We start from the raw sequence: 23,176 nt of genomic DNA on the forward strand, positions 1-23,176 counted from the left end.
CGTTTCCTTCGTCGATCTCGATTTCGGTTTCGACCCGGAGACGCTGAATCCTGAGGATCGCGAACAGGCGGAGGAGCACTTCCGGCTCTACGACGAGCGGACGAAGGCCTGGGAAGCCGATGGCTTTCCGTCGGCCGCGGTCGAGCAGCTCGTCGACTGCGCGACAAACTTCCGGACCCAGCGTCTGATCATCGCCGGTGCCGGCGAATCCCAGACACATGATGCGACGGCGGCATCGTCGAAGCTCCTCGGTCAAATGACCCGCAAGGACCTCGGCGATACGCATCTTTGGGGTCACAATAGCTGGAACCACTTCATGGGCGACCATGCGGTCGTCGCGATCGTCATTCCACTCTCCGCCGGCAAGACGCTGGTCAGAACCAAGTGGCTCGTCCACAAGGATGCCGTCGAAGGCAAGGACTACGATTTCGACAAGCTTACCGACGTCTGGATCGCAACGACCGACCAGGATGCGGATCTCGTCGCCCGCTCGCACGCCGGCACACTCGACCCGGCCTATCAGCCAGGTCCCTATTCCCGGTTCTCGGAAACCAATCTCGACAAGTTCGCGGCCTGGTATATCGATCGAATGCGCGCCCATGGGTATTGAGTTCACACAGATGCAAAGGGCCCACGCCGACGTTTGGGATCCGGAACGGGACGAGACGCTCATCTGCGTCGACGTGCATCAGGAAACGCATGACGTGAGGAGCTTCACGTTTGCATCTCCCGAAGGCAAGCGTTTCAACTTCAATGCCGGACAGTACTTCCTGTTCGATTTCCCGACAGGCTCGGAAGGCGAGGCTCGCTGTTACAGCATCTCGTCGTCGCCCTATCGCAATAATGCGTTCACCGTGACGGTCAAACGCGTGCCTGGTGGCAAGGTCTCGAACTGGCTGCATGACAACATGGTTCCCGGCATGACGGTCAAGGGTCAGGGGCCGCTCGGGCACTTCATCCGCCCGAGAGTGGCGGGAACGAAGCTCCTGCTGCTTTCAGGCGGATCGGGCATCACTCCTGTCATGTCAATCACCCGTGACTTGGCGGATAGCTGCGAGCCGGCGGACATCGTGTTCCTTCATGCGGCTCGTACGCCACTGGACCTCATCTTTCGCAGTGAACTGTCCTGTCTTGCAGCCCGCATGAAAGGCCTACGACTGCAATTCCTGCCGGAAACAGTCGCTGGCGAGCGCGCCTGGCCAGGTTTGACCGGTCGAATCTCGTCCGAGTTCCTGAAGCTTGCCGTTCCTGACATCGCCGAGCGGGTCGTCATGTGTTGCGGTCCGGCGCCATTCATGGCGGCGGCCCGCTCGATCACAGCAGCGCTTGGCGTTCCTGCGTCGAACTATATCGAAGAGAGCTTCGATGCAGCTGTCATCGACGAACCCGGCCTCGACATCGAGGCGCGGCCTGCGGGCAAGATCTACCAAGTAGAATTCTTGAAGCAGAAGCGGATGCTCGAAGTCTCCGCCGATCAGACCGTGCTGGCAGCGGCGAAGAAGGGCAGCGTCCGGCTCCCATCATCCTGCTCCAACGGCATGTGCGGAACCTGCAAGTCCAAGCTCGTCTCGGGTTCGGTGGAAATGAACCACAATGGCGGCATCAGGCAGCGGGAAATCGACGCCGGGATGTTCCTGCCCTGCTGTTCGAAACCCTTGAGCGATCTCGTTGTTGATCGGTGATAAAGGGTTAAGGGGAGAGGAATCGAATGCTATGCAGGGAAGAGAACCCACCGCCATCATCAAGGTCGCCAGTCTTTAAGTACGATCGCAAGCAAGCCTATTTCAGTGCTGATGGCTCCGATCGTCCGCTGATCAACGCGATCCCGTCGTCAACTCTCGACAGCGCAGCTGCGCTTATTCTCGCCGACAGCCCAGCGATCATGTTCGAATTCGAAGGATCGCGGCACGTAAAGGACGGACTGCCCGGCATTGACGGCGAAATCCTTCCTCTTTTTCACAGCGGTGATTCTGATCGAAGACCTGATGAAAGCAGCAGCGGCGTCATAGAAGGAAACATGGTGCTTAATATCGAAAGCCTCATCGCGGAGAATGGCTCCGAAAGCACCAAACTCTGGACTCAGGCATTTGTCACCGCCAACAGCCGAACGTCTCGACACATTTCCCTTTGGAAGGTGACGGAAAGCCGTCGTCTCAAGTCCTTGGACAACTCTCCAGACGATTTTGCGGATAAATTCGAACAGGAATGGGGACTGCGACAAGCCTGACGACAAGTTGTTTATTTTCAAGTCCAGCAGGCCCAGGAACGAAAAAAGAAAGTTGGGGTGAGATCCCGCCGAGTGTATTATCCGAATGCGGCCATCTGAGCCTCGGCTGCTTTGCGGTCGAGCGATGCGCCAGGTTTTCGACCGGGCGATCGAAGGGTTTCCAGGTCTCGCCGATGACTTGTTCGTAGGCCAGCACCACGCCTTCGGCTGCCATGCGGAGCGCATGGGACTGGAGGATCCCCATGTCGGCCGCGAATTCCTGCTTGCGCTGGGCGGCGCTGTCATAGCCGACGGGACCGTCGAGATCCTCATCGCGGGCGTCGTTCGACGCCTTGGCTGTCGCGTCGCGCGCCTCTGTAACAGCGCGGGAGTAGAACTGCCCGGCGCCGTGGGCCGATCCGACAAAGCCCCCGACGATGCGCTGCAGAGGATCTGCATCGCCTTCTCGCCCAAGCCTTCTGAGAGGCTGTCGGCGGTCTCGACGATCAGCCTTTCATGCAGGCTGCGGATCCCGTCGCTGTCGACGATCGCAGTACCGAAGCTTTCGGCGATCTTAAGCGCCTGGGCCGCGTCCGGGCAGGTGAGGCGGACCATTTCGAGGGTTGCTCGCTTGCGGAGTTGCGACACCCTGGCGTTGGAGCGGTTGGGGGTTGCGGGCTTGGCCATGTCTATCCCTTCCTTGGCTGCCGAAGCGGTTCCGGCCCGTGCCGGTCTGTCCTTCGATGCGGTTGACCAGAACCGGCAAGGGACGGGCGGCTTCACAGGTCTGGGCCAGCCGAACCTGCAGGGCAGGCTTGCGGGTAAGCGGGGGCGCCCGCTGAAGCAAGCGGAATTGCCCTGCGCAGAGAGGCTGGACCGGCCGCTCCGCGGCGCGCCAGCGGCCTTGAAACGTCCGGCCGCCGGTTCAAACCGCAGCACGGAAGAAAAGGACAGCCCGGCACGGGGCGACTGTCTGCACCGGAATCGACGCGCACATTCTGCCCGGCAAAGGCCAGCACCAGCAGCGCCATCAGCATGTCATCCTCGATCGGCGCACGTCCGAGCGCATCGTGCAGGGCATCGGTGCGAAAATCGCCGATCATGTCATAGCTCTACTGCGTCACCTTGGGGCGAGCCTCGGCATAGCGATCGCGTCGGCATCATGGCCCCCCGCGGCGTCGCCACCAGCATCCTTCGGCTTGGCCGCCTCGGACATGCGGTAATGCCATCTGTTTGCTGGAAGGCGCTCGACTTGGCAGACATGCACCGCCTCAAACGAAGTCCGATATGGGTTAGGCTGGGATTTGTGGCCCTGACAAGTGGACGCCCAGCTCACAACCTTCCGGATTGATCGTAGCTTACCCTCAGCTCAAGCTGTCATGAATAACGGTGACGTCCAAATGCGGGATTGGTCCCTCTGTCTTGCTGTCAGAAAAAGTGGGTGTTCGCGGCCGTCGCTCAAACCAAGTTCTGAAAGCGGTATCTCGCCGGAGAGATCGCGCGGCAAGGGGGAATCGGTGACGCGTTCCAAAAGCAGGCGCAGCTCGACGCCGGCAAGATCGATCGAAATCGACCCTTTTTCGATCAGCTCGTTTCCGCTTGCCTCCAGCGACACCTCGGGAGCATGGACATGTGGCGGCGGCTGCAGCGGATCTCCGATCTTGCTATAGCCGTGGAGTTTCGCTGCGATGGCGATGCGCGCGTCGCGCAAGTCGGAAAGTTTGAGCTCGATTCCGTCGACGTCGCCATGCGTTGCCGTTCGGAAACCAAGCGTGCCGAGGCCGGTGCGCCATACGCTTTGTTCCGGATGATCGAAGCCGACCCCATGGGCATCCAAGAGCGCGGCGCCGGTCACAGCTACCTCACCGTTCCAATAGGCGGCCCGGTAGCGGTCCTTGATCCGCGCGCCGCCGAAGCGGATGCGCACGTTCCGCTCGCTCAGGCCCGCTTCGGCATGCAGGTCGCGCCGCCAAACGACGCGGTCGCCGGCAAAGAGCTGAACTTCCTCCCAGCCGGCATGGCCGAGCAGGCGATAAGCCAATGGCTCTCCAAGCTCGGCGTCGAACACCTCGCCCATCAAATGTTTTCCTTGCGACAGAACAGCGAAACTGCGTTCCCCGGTCGTCGCAAAAGTGCACCTCGCCCGAAGCGCGCTGCCAACACCGGCTCGGTCGAAGCGATCGGCGATCACGCCGGTGAGCCCACCGCGCGCACCGAAGGTTCCGGTGGCCGGCGCACCTCCGCCGCAGCGGCCCTGATGTTCATCGCTCGCAGCTGAAGCGCCGACCCTTAATCCGCGCGCCAACGCTTCGGTGTAAAGCCAATGGAATTGTCCCCAGGCGGAACCAATCTCGATGAGACGCTCCAGCTCCGGATGGTTCCAGTCCAGGATGCAGCGCCGGCCGCCCACATGTGGGATCAGCAAATGGCCTTCCGGATCATCCTCATACGCTGCATAGAGCCGGTCCACGGGCCAGATACCCGGTCGGATCGCGCCCGCCGTCGTCTCATTCCATTCGAAAGAGCGAAGAGACCGCCCGTTTTCGTCGAAGGGAAAGCGGGGTTTGCCATCGCGTAAAAAAACGACATTGCGGTCGCCGCCAGCGGCGGAATTGCCGCACCATTCGGTGCCCGGATAGCAGACGAAGCGGCCGGGTTCGTTGAGCTCGTGGATGATCTCCACGGCCTTGTCCCAATTCACCTCAGTTATGTTGAAATCGTTGACGGTATAGCCCACCACGTCAAGCCCAGCGATGTCGCGTCCATAGGTGAGATTGTAGGTGGCGTCATTCGTGCCGACAGTGTCGTCGGAATGGACGTGCAGATCCGCATAGTAAGGCCGCAAGGCGCCCGCTTCGCTCTGCACATAGGTGACGCCCGGGGCGACGGAGGGTTCGCCGTTCAGCCATGCTTCCAATTTCCACTCGCCGGCGTCGGCGAAGGAAAGGCCGGAAATCCGCGCGAACGTCCAGCCTTCTGCGGCGAATGCGATCGGCTCCGTCCGCAGAGTCCCGTCCGGAGCGGCGATGACAAGCGTACCCTGCAGATCGCCACCACGGCAGGTATTTCCCCATGCATCGTCCACACGTACGATAGCGTCGAAGGATTGCGCGAGGCCAACCAGCCGCGGCGCGATGACCTGGAGAGCATGCGGCTGGCCGGCCCCGATTTCCAGTTTGCAGTCGCCCGGCACTTCCGCAAATTTTGAGCTTCCCAGCGGGTCGATGAACAGCCGGAAGCGGAACGTCTTTTCCACGAAAGTCTGCACACGAGTGCCAGCGCCACCCTGTCGCCGATCGCCGAGGCGGATGACGATCCGATCACCGGGGTTGAGATAGCCGTCGACCACGTCGATGACGACAGCCTTTTGGAAGGGACGTTCGTGTCCTTTCTGATCGAAGCGCACCTTCAGGGCTTGAACCGTACCCGGGCTTTGCCCCGGAACCAGAGGCCCGGCGTGGTATTCGGCGGAAACATAGTTGGCGCCTGCCGGGTCCGCTGTCTGGAACAGCGCCCAGTCGGAATAGAACTTGAAGGCGAGCTTCAGCCACGCGCCATCGGCAAGTCCGACAGCGCCGACCTCGTAAACGAGCTCCAGTTCGGTCCACTCGCCCGCCGTCAGCGTCTGCCTTTGGCAGCTCAGACGACCGAGAAAGGGGAGAGCATCGAAATGATTGGCAAGGCCCGTCGGAGAATGAACGGTGGTTTGAAAGGTCTTTTGCGGCAAAGTCTCTGTCATGGGAAATGTCCGTTATTGTCCGCGCCAGCCTTCGTAGCGGCGCTCTATCCGTCGAAACACGAGGCTCTCCATGAGCCACGCTGTGAGTCCGATCAGCGTGATGCCAAGAAGCACCTGAGCCGAATTGCCGAGCTGCCCACCCATTGCGACCATCCAGCCGATGCCTTGGGAAGCCCCGATCATCTCGGCCGCTACGAGCGCACGCCACGCTTGGGCAAAGCCGATGCGCAACGCGGCGGTCAGGAAAGGAAGAGAGGCGGGAAGATATACATAAGCCAGCAATTGCAGTGGTTTGGCACCCAAGATCCGTGCCGCACGCACCTCACCGCTGCTGATGGAAAGCACGCCTTCCTGAATCGTCAGAGCCATTGGAAAAGCCGATGCGACGAATATGACGACAGCAATGGAAAGATATCCGAGGCCGAAGAAGATCAGCGACAGCGGCGCCCAGGCAATCGGCGGGATAGCCATGAAGAGACCGACCAAAGGCTGGACGAATTCGCGAAACGGCCGCCAAAGTCCGGCGGACACGCCAATGAGCACGGCAGCCACGACAGCCGCGCCGAATCCGCCGAATTCCCGCAACAGGCTCGCCATGACCTGGCGGCCCAACTCGCCCGATCGAATCCAGCGAAGCCCCTCGGCCGCCACGTCCCAGGGCTGCGGCAGCACATAGGAGGGAACGCGGCTTGCCGCGAGGCACCACACGACGAGCAGAAACGGAAGCGCTGCCCAGCGCCAGGACGGTTGCGGAAAACGCAGCCGCGCTACCAACTTCTTCATCGATCGGATCTCATCGTTGAGCGGCCGCTTTCGCGGCGAAGCTATCGTCAATTATGTCGGCGACATTCAAGCGCTTGTCGAGAAAACCGAGATCGACGGAGTAGTCGATGAGCCGCTGGATGAAGGCACGGTCGGACGGCTCGATTTCAGCGGACCAACCAAGCCGCTTTCTCGCTTCGGCAACTATCGCTTCCGGCGGGACGATGCTCCCGTCCGCAGCCTTCACCGATTCCAGCTTGAAGCTTCGGGCGATGATCTGATTGGCCTCTTCAGGATGCTCTCGCAGAAAGGCGATGGCCTTCGAATTCGCCCGCAACAGTTTCACGAGATCGTCCGGACGCTCCTTTAGCGTCTTGGCGGGCGCTGCCACGACGTACCAGGGATAGCCGGGCAGAGCCCCGTTTACGTCAAAGATAACGCGGCCTGCACCTCGCAAAACCGACTGGCTGACGAAAGGCTCCCACAAAAAGGCTGCATCCACGACGCCGGTATCGAGGGCGGCGTTCATGTTGCCGACGGGCATCTGTGACAAAGCGAGGTCCGTGTCCGGATTGAGGCCGGCAGACTCTTTCAGGACATAGCCACGCAGCAGCACGTCCATGCCACTGCCCTTGTTGACCCCGGCAAGCCTCTCGCCTTTGAGGTCGGGCAACGCGTGGATGGCGCCATCCGCCTTTGCAATCAGGGCTGCCTGACCATAGTTGACCTTGGCGATGATCTTCGCGTCGAGACCGCGCGCGGCCCACTGATAGACCGGCGGCGCACCGATGTAGGCCACGTCGATTTCGCCTCCGGCCACCGCCTGCTGAATGACCGGGCCATCGCCAAAACCTTTGAGCTCGACGCTCAACCCCTCCTCTCGAAAATAACCCTTCTCCTCGGCGATCAAGGCGGGAGCATTCGCCATCGCCTGGACCCAGCCAATGCGAAGCGGCCGCTTATCCTCGGCATGGGCAGGCAAAGACGCCGCAAGCGCGAGAAGAACTGCAAGTAAAATGCCTTTCATCGAATAATCCTTTTCAGATAACGCGTTGATTGCGGGCCGTGAGCTTGGCGATTTCCTCGGAGAGCCGTTCGCGCAGTTCTGCGAACAATCGATTAGCTCTCGTGCCACGCTGGTCGCGAGGACGCGGCAGATCGATTGCCACTTCGGCTGTGATGCCTGCGGGCGGCAGGCCGAGGACGAGAACTCGATCGGCGAGATAGACCGCTTCGTCGATGTCGTGGGTGATGAACAGCACGGTCTTGCCCAAACTCGACCAGATGCGAAGCAGTTCGTCGTTAAGGGCTGCGCGCGTCATGGCGTCGAGTGCCGCGAATGGTTCATCCATGAGCAGAAGGCGCGGCTCGAGCGCCAGCGAGCGCGCAAGCGCTACGCGCTGACGCTGGCCACCCGAAAGCCGGTGAGGCGGCTCCTCCGCTTGCTCTTCCAGACCGACAAGCCGCAGAAAATTGAGCGCCACGGCTCGCTGCTCCTGCGGTGATCCCCGGCGATTCATGCGCAGGCCAAAGCGGACATTTTCGAGGACACTCAGCCAAGGGAAGAGGTTTGGCGATTGAAATACATAACCGAGGGCCGGATGCTCGGGCACAACCGGCGCACCGTCTATGGTGATATGTCCGGATTGCGGGCGCAGGAAGCCGGACAGCAGATTCAGCAGCGTTGACTTACCACAGCCGGACGGCCCCAGAACCGCCACGAACTCTCCTGGGCGAGCCTTCAGCGAAAATCGTTCGAATACGCCGCGTCGGCTTTCGGGATAGGCGAAAGCCATACCCTCCACGGAAAAGGCGGCGCCGGATGAAATCTGCCGTGAAGTAGGTAGAGATGCCATGTTGCCTTCGGACGACCCTGGATTGGAGTTGCCCCAAATTATAATACATTATAATACAAGCTATCAATGTGAAGTGTTCTCCTTGTACAGCGGCAAAGAGGAACGCTATTCCAAAGCGCCTCTGCTCCATGGTCTTTTCAACCTCAATGGAAAAACGATGAACGTGATACGGAACAACCCGGTGGCGATGTACCTGCAGATCGCCGATCGCCTTCGTGCCGAGATCATCGAAGGGACCTACGAGCCCTCCGGACAACTCCCATCGGAATCGCAAATCATGGCCCGCTTTAACGTCAGCCGCGTCACCGTCCGGCTGGCGCTCGAGCAGCTTGACAAGGATGGACTAATCGAACGCCGGAAAGGCAAAGGTACTTTCGTGGCCGGCAAGCAGGTGCGGCATCAGATCGATACGCTGCGCAGCTTTCATGAGTCGCTGAGAGTTCAAGGCTTCGATGCTACGATGCGGATCGTCGAAATGAGCGCCATTGAAACGCCATCCGCTTTCGTCCCGCTGTTCGGAACGAAATGCACACTTCTTGAGCGGCTTCATGTGGTGAATGATGAACCAATTGCGTTGGGCCGAAGCTTCCTGCCGGACTTCATGTCGGATATTGATCGAGAATTCGCCGAAGAGCGGCCAACTTACGCACTTCTCAAAGACAAAGCCGGTGCCGACATTACCTCCGCCGAAATTGCGATCGGGGCGCGCGCTGTCGCGCCTCGGATAACATCGCTGATCGCGGCGGCGGACAATGCGGTTTTGCTGGTGCTCGAACGAACGTCATATTTCGATAGCGGCGCCTGCGCCGAGAGGTCGGAATTCTTCATTCGGCCCGAGCGCTATAAGTTCGTCCTCGGCAACCAAATGCCCAATCGCTGAGTGTTTGCTTCTAGGCAATAGCGAACTGGAAATCCGCTCTCAATTTAGCTCGTTGGCTCGCCTAGAGACAGCATCAATCTGTTCGCCCAATTGAAAAAGGCGGCTCCATGAATCACGTCCGCGATCTCGAGGTCATCCAGGCCTTCTTCGTGCAGCCTGCCGATCTCGTTGGCTCCGAATTGCGAAGGCGTTGCCGTCAGCGCGGCTGAGGCCTCAACCACGGCATTCCATCGGCTGCCAAGATCCGTTTGAACCCCCTCGTCTAACAGTCGCTGCACATCCTCAATCCGTTTGGAATGATGGGAGGCAAAACGCGAATGGACCGATGCGCAGAAGATGCATCCATTCGCCCGCGAAGCGGCTGTGGCGGCAAGCTCTCGTTCGGCACGAGGAAGACCAGCCGAGACATTGTAGAAGATATCCTTGTCGGTCTTCGTGCGCGCCTGCAAAATATCGGGATCCCGCGCCAACAGCATGAAGTAGGGCGATTTTGCGCGGGACGCGTCCACGAGGCCCGCCCAATGGCGTTCGGTCAACTCCGCTTCGTCAAGGGGTTGCAGCCAGGGCGTCCAGCCGATCTCAGCTTGAGTGAAGGCGTTCGGCCGGTTTTCGATTGCCGGGTGAATAACAGTTTCGGTCATGGCAGAATTCCTTATCCGTGCGATTTAGGCTTGCGCGACCTGCCCGATGGCAGTGGAGCTTGCCGCCAGGGCCTTCAGGCCCGTAACGACCCTGATTTGAAACGCCAAAAATGCGACGAGTTGCGACAGGGTGACGATGCCGGTGGTCGTCCAGCCGGCATCGAGCAACGTCTGCAATGCCTCGGCGCTTGCCTCCCTTGGTCGAAAGACCAGAAGGTGGATGTGTTCTAGCGCTGCGCTGAGTTTTCGATCCAGAAGGTTTCGGCTCTCACCCGAAACCTCGTAAACAAGGCCCGGCTTGTCCTCACGCGATAGCGGGCCAGCCGGATAATGGCCGTAAGGCCCACTTGCATTGCCCCGATCTATTTCGGCGCTGACGACGGCAACGAGGGCGGAGCCATCGGGCTCATCCTGGAGTTTGGAAGCGTAATAGCTCCTGATCGCGGCTGCCTTGTGCAGCCCTGCGACGAAGGCTGCGGCGGCAAAGCGCTCCGCCGGGCTAACGTTTCCCCAATGCTCGGGTTCAAATAGAGCCTCATAGCTCTTCTGAGCATTGAGGCGCGTCTCGGGCCGCTGCGCCCGAAGATCGTCAAGACGGGATCCTGGCTCTATCCCGGCGAGGAAGTCGATAATATCCCTGTTCTGCAAAGTCATGGTCGATGCCTTCTCTTCGGATGCTGTTATTCAGGCCTGCGCGGCGAAGCGACGTTCGTTCCCAGTGGCGCGTTGCGGCGCCCAGCCGAGCGCGGGTGCGACATGGGCGGCGGTCAGTTCCAGTGAGCGCATGATGTACTCATGCGGCGGATCGACCGAATGCACCTGAAAGACCAGATCGGTGACACGCGCCAGGGCCGCATCTGCCTGAAGCGATTCAATAACGTCGTCAGGGGCGCCGACATGAACGTCGAACGCTTTGATCAGGTCGGCCGTGGTTTCGCCCGGAACCGCAAAACCCGCTGTCTTGAAGTGCTCGACAATCCGCCTCAGGCCGATATCAGCAAAATGAAGAGCTTCTTTTCTGCTGTCGGCGACAAAGAGGCTCCGCGAACCCAATATTCGCGGCTGTCGCCCGGCCGGCAGCGCTGAAAGATAGGCATCGATGATCGGGTTCTGCAGGTCAGAAAGCTTGGCGTCCGGTGTCTCGGGCGGGCGCGGCTGCGTCCTAGATAACATCAGCCCGTCGCCATCACGGCCGGCACGCAAGCCGCCCCCCACGGAAAATGTCGCCTGCCAGACATGATCGCGCAAATGCGGTGCTGCCGGATAAACGCGATTGCCGCCTCTAAGCTCCCCGCCCGCCCAGGCATCGCGCACCAGGGAGAGATGCTTGCCATAGACCTCCGAACGCTGACTGCTTTCCAGTCCAAAGGGAAGGAATGCCTGCGGGGTGCCGCCCGTGCCAAAGCCGACCTCCAACCGCCCATCAAGCAGGCTGTCGAGCACGGCGGTATCTTCGGCGACCCGCACGGCATTTTCCATCGGCAGCGTGATGACGCCCGTGCCCAGTCGAATACGCGACGTCTGTGGGGCAAGGGCGGCAAGGAAAACCAAGGGTGCGGGCAAGCCGCCTTCTTCGCCATTGAAGTGATGCTGCGCCACCCAGGCAGAGTCGAAGCCCTGTTTTTCGGCGTGGATGATCTGCTCGGAAACCAGCCTGTAGCGAGTTTTCGCATCTGCCTGATCGAGGACCCTGCTGAAGAAACCCAGTCTCTTCGGTGATGTTGATGTGCTCATGAAGATTATCCTGCACTGACAAGGGTAGGATCTGTGGCCCGGGGAAACCTTTTGCCCGGCACAGCATCGATCAGTTCACGCGTGTAAGGGCTCTTGGGAATGCTGAAGACGTCTTCGACGCCGCCTGTTTCTACCAGCCGTCCGCCGTTCAGGACGGAGACGGTGTCTGCGATCTGACGCACCACCGCAAGATCGTGGGAGACGAACAGATAGGTCAGCTCGAGCTCGCGCTGCAACTCGTCCAAGAGATCAAGAATCTGCGCCTGCACCGTTACGTCAAGTGCGGAAACTGCCTCGTCGAGTACCAGAATCTGCGGGTCGAGCACCAGGGCACGCGCAATCGCCACGCGCTGGCGCTGCCCTCCCGAAAGCGCATGCGGCCGGCGTTGCAATATGTCGGCCGGCAGCCTGACCCTGTCGAGAGTGGCGGCCACCTTCGCCAATCGCTCACGCCGGGATGCGCGTTCGAAATTCAACAGCGGCTCCTCCACAATCCTTTCGATCGTCTGCCGCGGATCGAGCGAACCGTATGGATTTTGGTAGACGAGCTGGATCTTCTTGCGGAGCAGTCTCAGCGTTTCGCCACGCAGCGAAGACAGATCGAGCCCATCGATCACAACCTGCCCGGAGGTCGGCCGCTGAAAGGCCGAAACGATCCGGATCGTCGTCGTCTTGCCAGAGCCGGATTCGCCGACGATCGCATGCGTGCTGCCGCGGCGAACACGAAACGACACATCGTCCACCGCCCTGAAACTACCATCGCTGCCAGTACCGAAATCCTGCACCAGCCTATCCACCACGATGATATCATCTGCAGATGCAGCAGATACGCTCGCATGCGGCGGCAATCGCTTCGGCCGGGCGTTCAACGATGGCGCATCGGCAAGCAGACGGCGCGTATAGCTGCTTTGCGGGTTTCTGAGAATATCAGCGGTGTGTCCCTGCTCCTGGATGCGGCCATGCTGCAGGACGATCAGCCGGTCGGATCGATCGGCGGCAATCCCGAGATCGTGGGTCACCAGAAGGACCGCGGTGCCATATTCGCGTCTCAGATCGTCGATTAGATCGAGTATGTGCCTCTGCACCGTCACGTCCAGGGCACTGGTGGGCTCGTCGGCGATGATCAGCGAGGGCTTCAGCGCGATGGCGATGGCAATCAGCACGCGCTGACGCATGCCGCCGGAGAGTTCATGCGGATATTGCCTGGCGCGCAGTTCAGGCTGGCTAAGGCCGACACGCTCCAGCAATTCGACAGCCTTGACCCGAGCGGCAGCACCGGATGCCCGGCCGTGGACCGTCAGAATTTCGGCGACTTGTTCGCCGATTGTCCTCACCGGATTAAGCGAATTGCCCGGATCCTGCGGTACGAGGCTGATGACGGAACCGCGAATACCATCGAGCCGCCTTTGCGGCCAGCCAGCTATGTTCTCGCCGTTCAGGCGAACGGTTCCCTGCTGGAGAAGTCCACCTTCAGGCAGGAGGCCAATGAGAGCTTGCGCCGTCGAGCTCTTGCCGGAACCGGACTCCCCGACCAGGGCGACGACCTCACCGGCGCGAACCTCAAAATCGATATCGTGAACGACCGTGCGCAGGCCGTTCCTGTCGCGATAGGCTACCCTAAGGCCTGCAACATCGAGGATCGGCGCGCCCTTTTCCGCAATTGTTCCAATGATTGGAGCCGTCATTTCCCGATACTCCCAAGCGCGCGGCTGATACGGTTGATGGAAATGACGACAAAGACCACGACAAGGCCGGGCGCCGCCGTCAGCCACCAGGCAGTCGCGATATAATTGCGTCCTTCGGCAATCAGCAGGCCCCATTCCGGTGTCGGTGGCGGCGCGCCATAGCCGAGAAAACCGAGGGTTGCGAGCTGCAGGATGGCCCAGCCGGCCTGAAGTGCTGCAAAGGCAATCACCGAGGTCAGCGAATTCGGCAGGATATGGCGCCAGAGAACCTTGAGGAAGGCGCCGCCGCTGCCGAAGGCGGCTTCCACATATTCGCTTCGGCGCACGGTGACGACTTCGGAGCGGACCAATCGGGCAAATTTGGCGATCAGCGTGCAGCCGACCGCGATCGCGGCGTTGACGGTGCCAAATCCGAGCAGAACGATGATGCTGAGCGATAAAAGCAGATCCGGTATCGACAGCATGACGTCCACCAGTCTCATGATGGCCGTCTCGATCCTGCCGCCCAACGATCCGGCAAGAAGACCGAGCGTCGTGCCGGCCACAAGCGCGATGCTGACGGCGGCAAGCGCGCCCGAAAGCGAATGCACCGCGCCATAGACGATGCGCGCATAGAGGTCGCGGCCGAGTGAATCCGTCCCCAGGAGATGAGCGGCGCTCGGTGGCCGGAGATGTTGGCCGGGCAAACCCTGTATGGGATCATAGACCGTGAAAACGCCAGGGACGAGCGCCCACAACACAGCCAATGCAAGAATGAGGCAGGCAAGGACGAGACCAGGCTGTATGCGCGGTAGATGCCACGTAACGCCGGCGTCCTTGCGAAGATCGGCCGTGATCGTCACGGACAACGCTCTTTCTTCCTGGCTTGGCGCATCTGGTTCAGCATGCCGTTGCGCGGGTTCGATCCTTGCCATCATGCTGCTCCCAGTTTGATCTTCAGACGGGGATCGAGCACGGGATAGAGAAGATCGACCACGAGATTGATGATGACGAAGGCGGTCGCTGCGACGACGACGATTGCCTGAAGAACGGCGACATCTTGGCTGTCCACTGCGTGCTTCGTGAGCCCGCCGATGCCATTGAGGCCAAAAACCGTTTCGGTGATGACAGCGCTGGCGATCAACTCCCCGAACAGCAATCCGGCGACGGTCAGAACCGGCAGAAGCGTATTCTTGGCAACATGGCGCCACAGGACCTTGGCATGCGAAAGGCCTTTGGCTCGCGCCACAGGCACGAAGGGCTTCATCAGGACTTCGTCTATGTTCTTCAGCAGGATTTGCGCCAGCGGAGCGGAAATCGGCACCGCGACGGTCAGGATGGGCAGGAAAAGACCTTCCCAGGGTCCTGGATTGATGACTGACACGAGGCGGAGCCGGAAGGAGAATATCTGAATGAGCATGATGCCGAGCCAGAAGGTCGGCACCGATATGAAGAGCGATGGAATGGATTGGATCAGGCCGCGCAGCCAGACAAAACCGGCGAGATTGCAGGCAATTGCGATCAGAACGGCAAGAAGCGCCGCCACCGCAAAGCCCGATGCTGCAAGCAGCAGCGATGGCGGCAAGTTGGTGGCAAGCAGTGAGCTCACAGGAACGCCGGCCTGCAGGGAATAACCGAAATCACCCGTCAGGAAATTCCAGACGGCATGAAGATATTGATGCAGGAACGATCCGTCGGCGCCGTAAGCCGCCCTGATATCGGCAAGCTGTTCGGGGCTCAGTCCGTAATCCGGGTTCTGAAACTTGATCAGCACCGCGTCGCCCGGCAGCGACTGCAGCAACACGAACGAAACGGTGAAAGCCGCCCATAAGACGAACAGCGCCTGCCCGAATTTCGATAATATGTATCTTGCCATGCCAATACCACGTCTTCGCGTCAGGAAGGCTCGGCACCACGCCGGGCCAGCCTTTTTTTTATCAGTGTTCAGCGAGCCAGGTGCTGTAGAAGAATGGGCGTCCTACGGCCTCGAATGCAATTCCCTTCACATAAGGCGCGCCGGCAAAGACCTGCGGCTCCTCGAAGAAGGGGATGACGTAGGCCTGATCGAGCAGATATTCCTGCACCGCCTTGGCCGCCGCCAGTCGCTTTTCGCGATCCGTCTCGGAGGCGACGGTTTCCAGGATGGCGTTCAGCTTGTCATCGGAGAAACTTGCCTTGGGATTGAGGCCACCCTTCTGCAGCAGGGCATCACGGTTCTTGGGGTAGAACTGGCTCTTGATGACGTCGGGATCGGCACGGCCGACTTCGGCGACGACCAGCGGCGTCTTTGCCGGATCGACATTGTCGGTCACCAGATTTCCCGAGGTGCCGGCAAGAACCTGCAACTTGACGCCGAGCTTGGCCCATTGCTGTGCGACGAGCTGCAGCACGGCCTTGTTCTGCGGCTGGGGCAGGGATTCGTAGACGGCAAGCGAAAGCGGCTTGCCATCCTTCTCGCGAACGCCGCTCGCGCCCTTCTTCCAGCCTGCCTCGTCCAGGAGCTTTTCAGCGAGAGCCGGATCGTAGGTCAGCTTCGACGACAGATCCGTGTAGCCGGCCGCAGCGGACGAAATGACCGATTTCGCCTGCGGATAATTTGCCGAAAACAGCGTGTCGACGATTTCCTTGTTGTTGGTCGCATGCAGGAGCGCCTGGCGAACCTTGAGATCGGCAACGAGCGGATTGTCCGGCCGGAAGGCGGCGCTGTCGTTCACGCCGCGGGTCGGCGCCGCATAGATCGCGAAACTCTGGTCGGACACCTGCTTCTCGTCATAGGCCTGCAGCTGACGGATGAAATCGGCCTGGCCGGAAAGCAACGCGCCGATGCGCACGCTATCTTCGCCGGTGATGATATATTTGATGCCATCCAGATAGGCCCGGCCCTGATGCACTAGCTTGCTCGGACCCCAATTGTAATCAGTCCGCGCCTTCAGCGAGAGCTGCTTGCCGAGCGTCTCGCTCTCGACGACAAAGGGGCCGGATCCGATGATCTTCGTCGCATCGCCGAGCTGGTCGAAGGGCAGCGCCAGCGTCTTCAACGAGACGAGACCGGAGCCGATGACCGAGGTTCCCTGCAGGAAGCCAGGCGACGGCTTCTTGAAATAGAATTTGACCGTATAGGGATCGACGACTTCGCTGTGATCGTAATTGTTGAGCACTTCGGAGACCGGCAGCTTCAGATCCTTATTGCCGAGGCCGAACGTATCGTAGTTCTTTGCAACGGCATTGGCATCAACAGGCGTTCCGTCGGAGAAGCTTACGCCCTTGCGGATCTTGAAGGTGTATTCCGTCCCCTTGTCGTTGACGGTCCAGGATTCGGCAACCCATGGCTCGATATCGAGCGTCTTGGGGTTTTGATAGGTGAGCTTGTCAGTGATCTGGTTGAGAATGCCGCCGTTCGGATAGAAGCCGCCCGCCGGTGGGTAGAGGTTCGTATGCGCCTGCTGCTCGAGATAAATCAGCGTGCCGCCTTTGACCGGCTGGTCATCGGCAAATGCTGCCGGCGCCGCCAATAGCCCCACGCTCAGTAAACTTGCCGCTTTGAGTTTGGCTTTGATGCCCATTGTATAAACCTCTGTGGGAAAATGCGCATCAACCTACGGCAAACACCTATCTATCTATAGAATTAATATTCTAATTTGGACACAAGTCAGGAAACGAACGCGCGGCTATATCTTCAGGTTGAATGCGCCTGTCGGACTGCTTTTGCGCATATCGCACCGGCCTGACTCTTGGTTCGGCCTCATGCGGCCTAAAACGATATCAATATTCCGGGGATGGCGGCAACATTCCACTTTGAACGGCCCCGCTACCCCAGCTCACAACAAGAGAACAACAAAGCTAAATTCACCTCACGCCGGGCGCTGGTGATCGACACGCCCATGCACCTCGTTTCCTCGCTTCAGAAGGTTGAGGATTGGGCAAAGCTTCTCCACAGTAGCCTGCAACCTTGCTATTTCTTCCGCGCTTGCGGACGACACCAGTGTTACAACGTAATTGATGTCGTGGGGATAGACGGGAATATCGTCATGGCCCTCGGCACCTCCCCGCGGATCGATCGAAGCGGAGACTTCCGCATGCAGCGATTCCAGCGGCACGCCCTGATCGGATGCATGGATGAGATATGTATGCGTCAGACAGCTCGATAGCGCGCCAAGCAGCAGCTCCGGAGATGAAGGCCCCAAATTGTAGCCGGCAAAATCCGGCGGGCTGTCGGAGATAACCTGAAAGTCCCTAATTCTGATGCGACGCACCCCGCTGCGACCCTCGGCACTTGCACTCGCATTCAACGTAACTGCGCCGAGCTCCCCTGATTTCACCCGCTTACGCCGGTTGAGCAGGGCTTCCCGCTTCTGCCCGAGATATTCGTTCAAATTTGTCACTGCCGATTTCCTTCACGTCAACGGCTGACACCTCAAGCGTCAGCTCAGAGCCACAATAATTGATCGCGCCACTTATAGCCGGGCGCCATCATAATAGTCCATTAAATTTGTAGACTAAAGAAATGCGGCAAGACCCTTTGACGAGGAGCTGCGGCGTCCGCCAGGCTTGCATGTTGGACGAAATAGGCTTCCGCCGAAAATCGGCGGCGCACTCCCGGTACGTTCAGGGTAACCTTCGCGACCGCCCGGCACGCTCTGTTCCTTAAGAGCCGATACCTCTGAATTAGAATTGTTTTTCGCCGTTACGCAACTATTTGGCATCACTGAGAATGGCCTACCGCATCATGCCTGCATATAATCTATCAAATTAATAGACTATGCGAACTTGGAACGTCCCGATCGTTCGTCCGGAAGAATCAATTTCAACAGGTGGTGATAATGACCAGACAGGTGATTGAATATGCCGGCATTCCGGTGGGTATCCTCGTCCCTGACAAGGGCGCGCTGAAGTTCATCGCGGTCAAGTTTCATGTCTATGATCTCGACGGCCAACATTTTGCTGCCGCCTCGGACGTGCTGCGAGCAATCCATAAGTTGGCGTCTACAACGCCTGGCAATCTCAACCGTGCCGCGTAAAGGAGGCGTATCATGAGCAGGCTGCATCGTTTCTTTCGCCTCTCGTCACTACGTGACGAGATAGAGACAAGGCTGCTCGCTCAGGAATATCGGGCGCTCATTATCGATGATCTTGTCGATGACGGCACCAGCCACGAGCTGCAATCGAAATACGCCGAACTTTCTCATGAGATTGGTTCGCATCGACGCCGGCATTACCGTTGACAAGAAAAACATGCCCAATACTCATTCATGAGCAGCCACGGATACTCTTTATCCTATCGACATAATAGCTGCGCAACCGACCCACATCGGTTTGCGAACACGGTTGCTGATGTGATCGCTAAAATGACGATCTTCCAGATGCGGCAATCGTCGAACCAGCGCAGTAATCAAAAGGAACCAAGCGAGCCATTAAGAGCTTCATGACGCGGTAGCGGCACCTACCGGCGCATCTTCATTGGCAGCGGAAATACATGATCAACAGCAATTGAAACGCAGCAATCGACGGGGAGCATGGCAGATGCCTTGTGGAATTTACATCAAGAACACTTTCTCCATAGCTCTTAGGCTCGGAGTGGCACTCGCTCTGAGCTCCGCCATGGCTATGGTATTTCACAATGCGGCTGCAGCGGGTCAGAAGGTGCTGTTATCCTATGAGGCGACGCCTTCTTCCAGCTTCAACCTGCCAGGGCTTGCTCGCGCAAGTTACGACGATCGCGCGGCATTCTCGGCGCAAGTGCTAAAGCAGATCATACCGCAAATCATATCGGCAAACGGCATCGATCCAACGACCTTGGAGACCGAGGTCACGCCCGGCGGCTATCTGCTGAAAACCAATGCGTCGCTTCAAACGGAGGGAGAGCTCGACGATATCACCGCCGATCGGCTGGCCGGCTCGCTTGGCTATGTCTTTCGTCAATACAGCGTGCTCGTCTCTCGCCTCGACGATACGTCGGGCAAGACCGGCTTTGTGATTGTCCAGTTTCCCGAAAACACGCTCAACGCCGCCGTCGCACAGAAATTCTTCGAGGCGGCCGACGCGACTAAGAAGGGGCTGGGTGGCGGCTACACCGCATTCGGAGATGAGCAGATATACCTCAACGTCACGAATTCCGAAGGCAAGCCCTATAGCGGCCTCGATGACGACGCCTTCCTGGATGGCCTGAAACAGACGGCTGCCTCATTTCCTGCTCCAAAGCCCGAAATCGCTGCATCGGGCAAAGCGACCGCCCGCTTCATTGGCAATGACTGGGACAAATCCGGAGGCGGCGAAGACTATATCGGCCAGCTCGGCGGCCCCCATTCCGTCTTGGTGGAAAAACTCGACACGATTGGCAAGGACTACTCAACCCTTGTCGCGACAACAGCCGCGAAAAATGGCTGGAACCACGATTGATAAGACGCCTGGCTTCCACGCTGCATCGCAATGCAGGTCTTGCAACCGTAGCAATTCAACCGGGGCCAGACGCAGCGAGCGGACCACGACTTGACCTATCCTATGCCTTAACCTAACTCCATACCGGGAGCCCCACACATGGTCGTTACTGCTCAACCCCTCATCCTCGATCACGCGGTCGTCGGCGTCCTTGACTGGCTCGACGAGGCTGCCGCGATATACCGCAAACTCGGCTTTGCACTGACGCCGCGCGGCTACCATACGCTGGGCTCCATCAATCATCTTGCCGTGTTCGGCGAGAACTATCTAGAGCTGCTAGGATTTCCGCCTGACAGTGACGGCAAACGCGCCGATCTCTGGTCTTATCCGATCGGTTTGAACGGGCTTGCGTTTCGAACCACCGACGCCGCCAGCCTGCAACGCGAATTGGCCGACGCCGGCAAACCCGTCACCGAATGGCGTGATTTCTCGCGCCCTGTCGACGTTGGAGGCGTAGAGAAGTCGGCCAATTTCCGCACCTTCCAGATCGGCAAAGAGGCGATCTCCAACGGTCGCTTCTTCTTTTGCCAGCACAATACGCCGGAACTGGTGTGGCAGCCGAGAAATCAGAGTCACCCCAACGGTGTTCTTGATATCGTCGATGTCTTCATCGTCAGCCGTGCTCCTCAAACACCGACCGAACTGCTAGGCGGATTTGCCAATATCGCTGCGTCTGACATCAATAGCGACGGCATTGCAATTCGGGCTGGCACCGTCACACTTCATATTCTGTCCGAGGTCGATGCTGCCTCCCGGTTCGGCCCGTCCATTCCGACAGATTTTGACGGCAACGAAAGAAAAGTGGCGCTCGGACTGAAGGTGCGATCGCTTGAAGCAACTGCAGACGTGCTCGCGCAAGGAGGCTTTTCGCCTCGCGCCTTCGAGGATGGGCTGCTTGTCGATGCCGGTGCCGCCAATGGAGTCGCGCTATGGTTCAAGGAGTAGAAGAGCCGGCGCATACTTGAAAGTGACGCGCAAATAATACGGCCGGAGCTCCTGAACGGCTGCAACTGAGATGCCGGTATTCGCCATTGCGAGCGTTCAGCGCTTCGATATCGAAATCAATGCAAGGAACTCGACATGGCCAATCAGCCCGTCACCACCCGCATCGTGCTTGCCTCCCGTCCCGTTGGAAAACCGCTGGAGGCCAACCTCGCGGCGCCGATCTCGACGACACTCGGCATTCTGGGAATGCCGGGCTTCACCGCCTATGCGGGGCTGCGCAATATCGGGCGACCCAAGGTCGGAGAGACATTGGTCGTTGCCGCCGCAAGTGGCGCGGTCGGCTCGGCCGTGGGGCAGATCGGCAAGATCTTTGGTGCAAAGGTAGTCGGGATCGCAGGCGGCCCGGACAAGTGCCGCTACATACACGACGAACTCGGCTTCGATGCCGCGATCGATCACCGGGCCGGCGACTTTCAAGCCCAGCTCGCATCGGCTTGCCCCAATGGCATCGACATTTATTTCGAGAATGTCGGCGGACATGTCTGGAACACGGTGTTTCCGTTGCTGAATGATTTCGCGCGTGTTCCGATCTGCGGACTGATCGCACACTACAACGAAGATCCGTCCAGTTCGCGCGGATCGGACCAGCTGCCGGCGGTCATGCGCGCCATTTTGAGAAAGAGCCTGACCGTGCGGGGTTTCATACAACGCGAATTCGCCGATCAGCGCCCCGATTTCTATCGCGAAGCTGAAAAATGGATGTCCGAGGGGCGCCTCAAATATAAGGAAGACCTCGTTGATGGGCTCGAAAACGCTCCGGAAGCTTTTCTCGGGCTGCTGGAAGGGCGGAACTTCGGTAAACTGATCGTGCGTGTCGCATAGAGCTGACAGCTACAAGCACGCCCATCGAGATCGGTGGCATTAGCTTCCTTCACCGCACTCCGCCAGCAATGGCCTCGGCGACCTTTCTCGCCTGCACGCGGATATCCGGCACGGCGGTAATTTCCCAGAATTGGCCGGCAGTCAGCGCGCCGACGGCATAAATAACGGCATCTTTGCCGATCGAACCAGGAACGCGCGACTGAGCGTCAACCGTCAACCCAAGGCGAAGCGGGTCCGCCTCGATCAGACCCTTGCGCTGCATCTCCTGCAGCAGGGGCGAGTGCGCGATGCCTGCCCGTTCCATACCCGTGCAGTTCACGATCCAATCCGCCTCAATCGATGCGGTGAGGCTTCTGCCGCGAGGCCGGTAATGCAATGCCAAAGGACCCGCCTCCTCCACATTCTGCAGGTAACCGGCTCGGACGGAAACCTTACCGCTTCGCATCATCGCTTCAAATCTCCGGAACACATCCGGTGCAACACGGTGACGATGAATATTCCACCACGGCAAGGCATGACGTAAAAAGCGGCGACGCTCGAGTTCGGGTAATCTCGACCAGAGAGTTTGCGTTTTCGGGCGCAAACCATCCATGATCCTACGCCAGTCCCCCGTTTTCCCGCTCTCGCGACGGAGAATATGCAGGAGTTCACTCATCCTCGTGGGCAGAGCGTCGACGTCGATCTCGACCGCCGGCTTCGGATGACTGGCATGATCGTGCGGAACGAGACCGCGCCGCGACAGCACGACTATCTTGCCCATAAAGCCGTGAGCGGAAAGCGCCAAAACCTGGTCGATCATCGTCAGTCCCGAACCGAGGATGCAGATCGTATCGGTCTTACCCACCTGTCTCAGCCATGACAGACGCCAAGGATTTTCGATGATGTGGGAGCGTGCGCCCGTGGATAGTCGGGAAACATCGAACGGCAATTGCGCATTTCCAACGCCGAGACAGAGCACGATGTTTCGGCCGGCGATCTCATCGCCGTTGTCCAATAAAAAACCGAGTGCGGAACGGTAGCGTTCGACACATCCTGTCGCCTTCGCCTTGATGAAATCAACGCGACAACGCTGTTTTCTGTTGCGCAGCAGAGCTGCCAAGCTATCTCGAATATAAAGGCCATAGTCCTGCCTGGAGGCGAAATCTCCGGCATCCAACGGTCGCTTATGCTCTCGCAACCATTCGACAAAGGCATTTGGGCGGTCCGGAAAAAGGCTCATGCGACCCGCCGGCACATTCAGGCGATGCAGATAGAGCTCTGTCCGATAGGCGGTCCCGCGACCAAATCCGGGATCGTCGCCGACAATGGCGATTGATGCCGTTTCGGGTAGTAGCTCCACGAGATTGCAGACGATGGAGATGGCGGAAAAACCAGAACCCACGACAACGGCATCATAGATCATCGCTGGCTTTCTCCGCTTTTGAACGGGGCG

Annotated in this window: 21 protein-coding genes and 3 pseudogenes; 9 read left to right on the top strand and 15 right to left on the bottom strand. The window is 59.2% G+C overall.

The window, feature by feature from the left end:
- The 3 genes from FP026_RS29120 to FP026_RS31000 form a co-directional block, all read left to right on the top strand.
- Positions 1 to 610, top strand: a 610-nt coding sequence (locus tag FP026_RS29120; RefSeq protein WP_281408587.1) for an SRPBCC family protein, incomplete at its 5' end; no start/stop codon positions are given.
- Positions 600 to 1,682 (top strand): FAD-binding oxidoreductase, encoded by a 1,083-nt coding sequence (locus FP026_RS29125; protein ID WP_149638039.1) that lies wholly within the window; start codon positions 600 to 602, stop codon positions 1,680 to 1,682. The genes FP026_RS29120 and FP026_RS29125, both read left to right, overlap by 11 nt.
- Positions 1,683 to 1,708: 26 nt before the next feature.
- Positions 1,709 to 2,227 carry a hypothetical protein gene (locus FP026_RS31000; RefSeq protein ID WP_149638040.1) on the top strand — a complete coding sequence of 173 codons (519 nt, stop codon included), beginning with the start codon at positions 1,709 to 1,711 and terminating at the stop codon, positions 2,225 to 2,227.
- Between the two features lie 77 nt (positions 2,228 to 2,304).
- On the opposite strand, the pseudogene FP026_RS30700 reads toward FP026_RS31000, so the two are convergent.
- The 6 genes and pseudogenes from FP026_RS30700 to FP026_RS29160 form a co-directional block, all read right to left on the bottom strand.
- Positions 2,305 to 2,893: pseudogene (locus tag FP026_RS30700) on the bottom strand (hypothetical protein).
- A 287-nt stretch (positions 2,894 to 3,180) separates the two neighbouring features.
- Positions 3,181 to 3,431: pseudogene (locus tag FP026_RS31005) on the bottom strand (plasmid partitioning protein); the annotation flags it as partial.
- A 144-nt stretch (positions 3,432 to 3,575) separates the two neighbouring features.
- On the bottom strand, positions 3,576 to 5,945 hold the full coding sequence (locus tag FP026_RS29145) for a hypothetical protein (protein ID WP_149638042.1): 2,370 nt from the start codon (positions 5,943 to 5,945) through the stop codon (positions 3,576 to 3,578).
- A 12-nt stretch (positions 5,946 to 5,957) separates the two neighbouring features.
- Positions 5,958 to 6,728 (bottom strand): ABC transporter permease, encoded by a 771-nt coding sequence (locus FP026_RS29150; protein WP_149638043.1) that lies wholly within the window; start codon positions 6,726 to 6,728, stop codon positions 5,958 to 5,960.
- A gap of 10 nt (positions 6,729 to 6,738) precedes the next feature.
- Positions 6,739 to 7,734, bottom strand: a complete 996-nt coding sequence (locus FP026_RS29155) for an ABC transporter substrate-binding protein (protein ID WP_149638044.1) — start codon at positions 7,732 to 7,734, stop codon at positions 6,739 to 6,741.
- A 13-nt stretch (positions 7,735 to 7,747) separates the two neighbouring features.
- Positions 7,748 to 8,563 carry an ABC transporter ATP-binding protein gene (locus FP026_RS29160; RefSeq protein ID WP_246665487.1) on the bottom strand — a complete coding sequence of 272 codons (816 nt, stop codon included), beginning with the start codon at positions 8,561 to 8,563 and terminating at the stop codon, positions 7,748 to 7,750.
- Here FP026_RS29160 and FP026_RS29165 point away from each other — a divergent pair.
- Positions 8,562 to 9,443: a GntR family transcriptional regulator gene (locus FP026_RS29165; protein ID WP_246665488.1), complete on the top strand. Its 882-nt coding sequence runs from the start codon at positions 8,562 to 8,564 to the stop codon at positions 9,441 to 9,443. The genes FP026_RS29160 and FP026_RS29165 overlap by 2 nt on opposite strands.
- Before the next feature lie 44 nt (positions 9,444 to 9,487).
- Here FP026_RS29165 and FP026_RS29170 read toward each other — a convergent pair whose 3' ends face one another.
- The 8 genes from FP026_RS29170 to FP026_RS29205 form a co-directional block, all read right to left on the bottom strand.
- Complete coding sequence (locus FP026_RS29170) at positions 9,488 to 10,084, bottom strand: alkylhydroperoxidase domain protein (RefSeq protein ID WP_149638045.1); 597 nt, start codon at positions 10,082 to 10,084, stop codon at positions 9,488 to 9,490.
- Positions 10,085 to 10,108: 24 nt separating this feature from the next.
- Positions 10,109 to 10,738 (bottom strand): CMD domain protein, encoded by a 630-nt coding sequence (locus FP026_RS29175; protein ID WP_149638046.1) that lies wholly within the window; start codon positions 10,736 to 10,738, stop codon positions 10,109 to 10,111.
- A 30-nt stretch (positions 10,739 to 10,768) separates the two neighbouring features.
- Positions 10,769 to 11,818, bottom strand: coding sequence for a putative FMN-dependent luciferase-like monooxygenase (locus FP026_RS29180; protein WP_149638047.1), 1,050 nt, complete (start codon positions 11,816 to 11,818; stop codon positions 10,769 to 10,771).
- 5 nt (positions 11,819 to 11,823) lie between these two features.
- Positions 11,824 to 13,503, bottom strand: a complete 1,680-nt coding sequence (locus FP026_RS29185; RefSeq protein WP_149638048.1) for a dipeptide ABC transporter ATP-binding protein — start codon at positions 13,501 to 13,503, stop codon at positions 11,824 to 11,826.
- Positions 13,500 to 14,417, bottom strand: coding sequence for an ABC transporter permease (locus FP026_RS29190; protein WP_149638049.1), 918 nt, complete (start codon positions 14,415 to 14,417; stop codon positions 13,500 to 13,502). The genes FP026_RS29185 and FP026_RS29190 overlap by 4 nt, the downstream gene beginning before the upstream one ends.
- Positions 14,417 to 15,358, bottom strand: coding sequence for an ABC transporter permease (locus FP026_RS29195; protein WP_149638050.1), 942 nt, complete (start codon positions 15,356 to 15,358; stop codon positions 14,417 to 14,419). The genes FP026_RS29190 and FP026_RS29195 overlap by 1 nt, the downstream gene beginning before the upstream one ends.
- Positions 15,359 to 15,419: 61 nt before the next feature.
- Positions 15,420 to 17,045 (bottom strand): TIGR04028 family ABC transporter substrate-binding protein, encoded by a 1,626-nt coding sequence (locus FP026_RS29200; protein WP_149638051.1) that lies wholly within the window; start codon positions 17,043 to 17,045, stop codon positions 15,420 to 15,422.
- 288 nt (positions 17,046 to 17,333) lie between these two features.
- Positions 17,334 to 17,864, bottom strand: a complete 531-nt coding sequence (locus FP026_RS29205; protein WP_149638052.1) for an OsmC family protein — start codon at positions 17,862 to 17,864, stop codon at positions 17,334 to 17,336.
- A 438-nt stretch (positions 17,865 to 18,302) separates the two neighbouring features.
- On the opposite strand from FP026_RS29205, the gene FP026_RS29210 reads away from it, so the two are divergent.
- From FP026_RS29210 to FP026_RS29230, 5 genes and pseudogenes are all read left to right on the top strand, one after another.
- Entirely contained in the window at positions 18,303 to 18,500 is a 198-nt protein-coding gene (locus FP026_RS29210; protein WP_149638053.1) for a hypothetical protein, read from the top strand.
- Between the two features lie 12 nt (positions 18,501 to 18,512).
- Positions 18,513 to 18,704, top strand: coding sequence for a hypothetical protein (locus tag FP026_RS29215; RefSeq protein ID WP_149638054.1), 192 nt, complete (start codon positions 18,513 to 18,515; stop codon positions 18,702 to 18,704).
- A gap of 376 nt (positions 18,705 to 19,080) precedes the next feature.
- Positions 19,081 to 19,878, top strand: a complete 798-nt coding sequence (locus FP026_RS29220; protein WP_246665489.1) for a hypothetical protein — start codon at positions 19,081 to 19,083, stop codon at positions 19,876 to 19,878.
- Between the two features lie 138 nt (positions 19,879 to 20,016).
- Positions 20,017 to 20,862 carry a VOC family protein gene (locus FP026_RS29225; protein ID WP_149638055.1) on the top strand — a complete coding sequence of 282 codons (846 nt, stop codon included), beginning with the start codon at positions 20,017 to 20,019 and terminating at the stop codon, positions 20,860 to 20,862.
- 210 nt (positions 20,863 to 21,072) lie between these two features.
- Positions 21,073 to 21,744: pseudogene (locus FP026_RS29230) on the top strand (zinc-binding dehydrogenase); the annotation flags it as partial.
- Between the two features lie 49 nt (positions 21,745 to 21,793).
- Here FP026_RS29230 and FP026_RS29235 read toward each other — a convergent pair.
- Entirely contained in the window at positions 21,794 to 23,146 is a 1,353-nt protein-coding gene (locus tag FP026_RS29235; RefSeq protein ID WP_149638057.1) for an FAD/NAD(P)-binding protein, read from the bottom strand.
- Positions 23,147 to 23,176 lie beyond the last annotated feature (30 nt).

The sequence above is a fragment of the Martinezella tropici genome (genome assembly GCF_008370325.1).
Taxonomy (GTDB): domain Bacteria; phylum Pseudomonadota; class Alphaproteobacteria; order Rhizobiales; family Rhizobiaceae; genus Rhizobium; species Rhizobium tropici_B.

What these genes read in the sequence shown, in the direction of transcription:
- FP026_RS31000 (WP_149638040.1), top strand. Translation starts at nt 1,709, where the DNA reads ATGCTATGCAGGGAAGAGAACCCACCGCCATCATCAAGGTCGCCAGTC.
- FP026_RS29225 (WP_149638055.1), top strand. Translation starts at nt 20,017, where the DNA reads ATGGTCGTTACTGCTCAACCCCTCATCCTCGATCACGCGGTCGTCGGC.
- FP026_RS29235 (WP_149638057.1), bottom strand. Translation starts at nt 23,146, where the DNA reads ATGATCTATGATGCCGTTGTCGTGGGTTCTGGTTTTTCCGCCATCTCC.
- FP026_RS29125 (WP_149638039.1), top strand. Translation starts at nt 600, where the DNA reads ATGGGTATTGAGTTCACACAGATGCAAAGGGCCCACGCCGACGTTTGG.
- FP026_RS29200 (WP_149638051.1), bottom strand. Translation starts at nt 17,045, where the DNA reads ATGGGCATCAAAGCCAAACTCAAAGCGGCAAGTTTACTGAGCGTGGGG.
- FP026_RS29170 (WP_149638045.1), bottom strand. Translation starts at nt 10,084, where the DNA reads ATGACCGAAACTGTTATTCACCCGGCAATCGAAAACCGGCCGAACGCC.
- FP026_RS29185 (WP_149638048.1), bottom strand. Translation starts at nt 13,503, where the DNA reads ATGACGGCTCCAATCATTGGAACAATTGCGGAAAAGGGCGCGCCGATC.
- FP026_RS29195 (WP_149638050.1), bottom strand. Translation starts at nt 15,358, where the DNA reads ATGGCAAGATACATATTATCGAAATTCGGGCAGGCGCTGTTCGTCTTA.
- FP026_RS29160 (WP_246665487.1), bottom strand. Translation starts at nt 8,563, where the DNA reads ATGGCATCTCTACCTACTTCACGGCAGATTTCATCCGGCGCCGCCTTT.
- FP026_RS29165 (WP_246665488.1), top strand. Translation starts at nt 8,562, where the DNA reads ATGTTGCCTTCGGACGACCCTGGATTGGAGTTGCCCCAAATTATAATA.
- FP026_RS29215 (WP_149638054.1), top strand. Translation starts at nt 18,513, where the DNA reads ATGAGCAGGCTGCATCGTTTCTTTCGCCTCTCGTCACTACGTGACGAG.
- FP026_RS29145 (WP_149638042.1), bottom strand. Translation starts at nt 5,945, where the DNA reads ATGACAGAGACTTTGCCGCAAAAGACCTTTCAAACCACCGTTCATTCT.
- FP026_RS29175 (WP_149638046.1), bottom strand. Translation starts at nt 10,738, where the DNA reads ATGACTTTGCAGAACAGGGATATTATCGACTTCCTCGCCGGGATAGAG.
- FP026_RS29210 (WP_149638053.1), top strand. Translation starts at nt 18,303, where the DNA reads ATGACCAGACAGGTGATTGAATATGCCGGCATTCCGGTGGGTATCCTC.
- FP026_RS29150 (WP_149638043.1), bottom strand. Translation starts at nt 6,728, where the DNA reads ATGAAGAAGTTGGTAGCGCGGCTGCGTTTTCCGCAACCGTCCTGGCGC.
- FP026_RS29220 (WP_246665489.1), top strand. Translation starts at nt 19,081, where the DNA reads ATGGCTATGGTATTTCACAATGCGGCTGCAGCGGGTCAGAAGGTGCTG.
- FP026_RS29155 (WP_149638044.1), bottom strand. Translation starts at nt 7,734, where the DNA reads ATGAAAGGCATTTTACTTGCAGTTCTTCTCGCGCTTGCGGCGTCTTTG.
- FP026_RS29180 (WP_149638047.1), bottom strand. Translation starts at nt 11,818, where the DNA reads ATGAGCACATCAACATCACCGAAGAGACTGGGTTTCTTCAGCAGGGTC.
- FP026_RS29190 (WP_149638049.1), bottom strand. Translation starts at nt 14,417, where the DNA reads ATGGCAAGGATCGAACCCGCGCAACGGCATGCTGAACCAGATGCGCCA.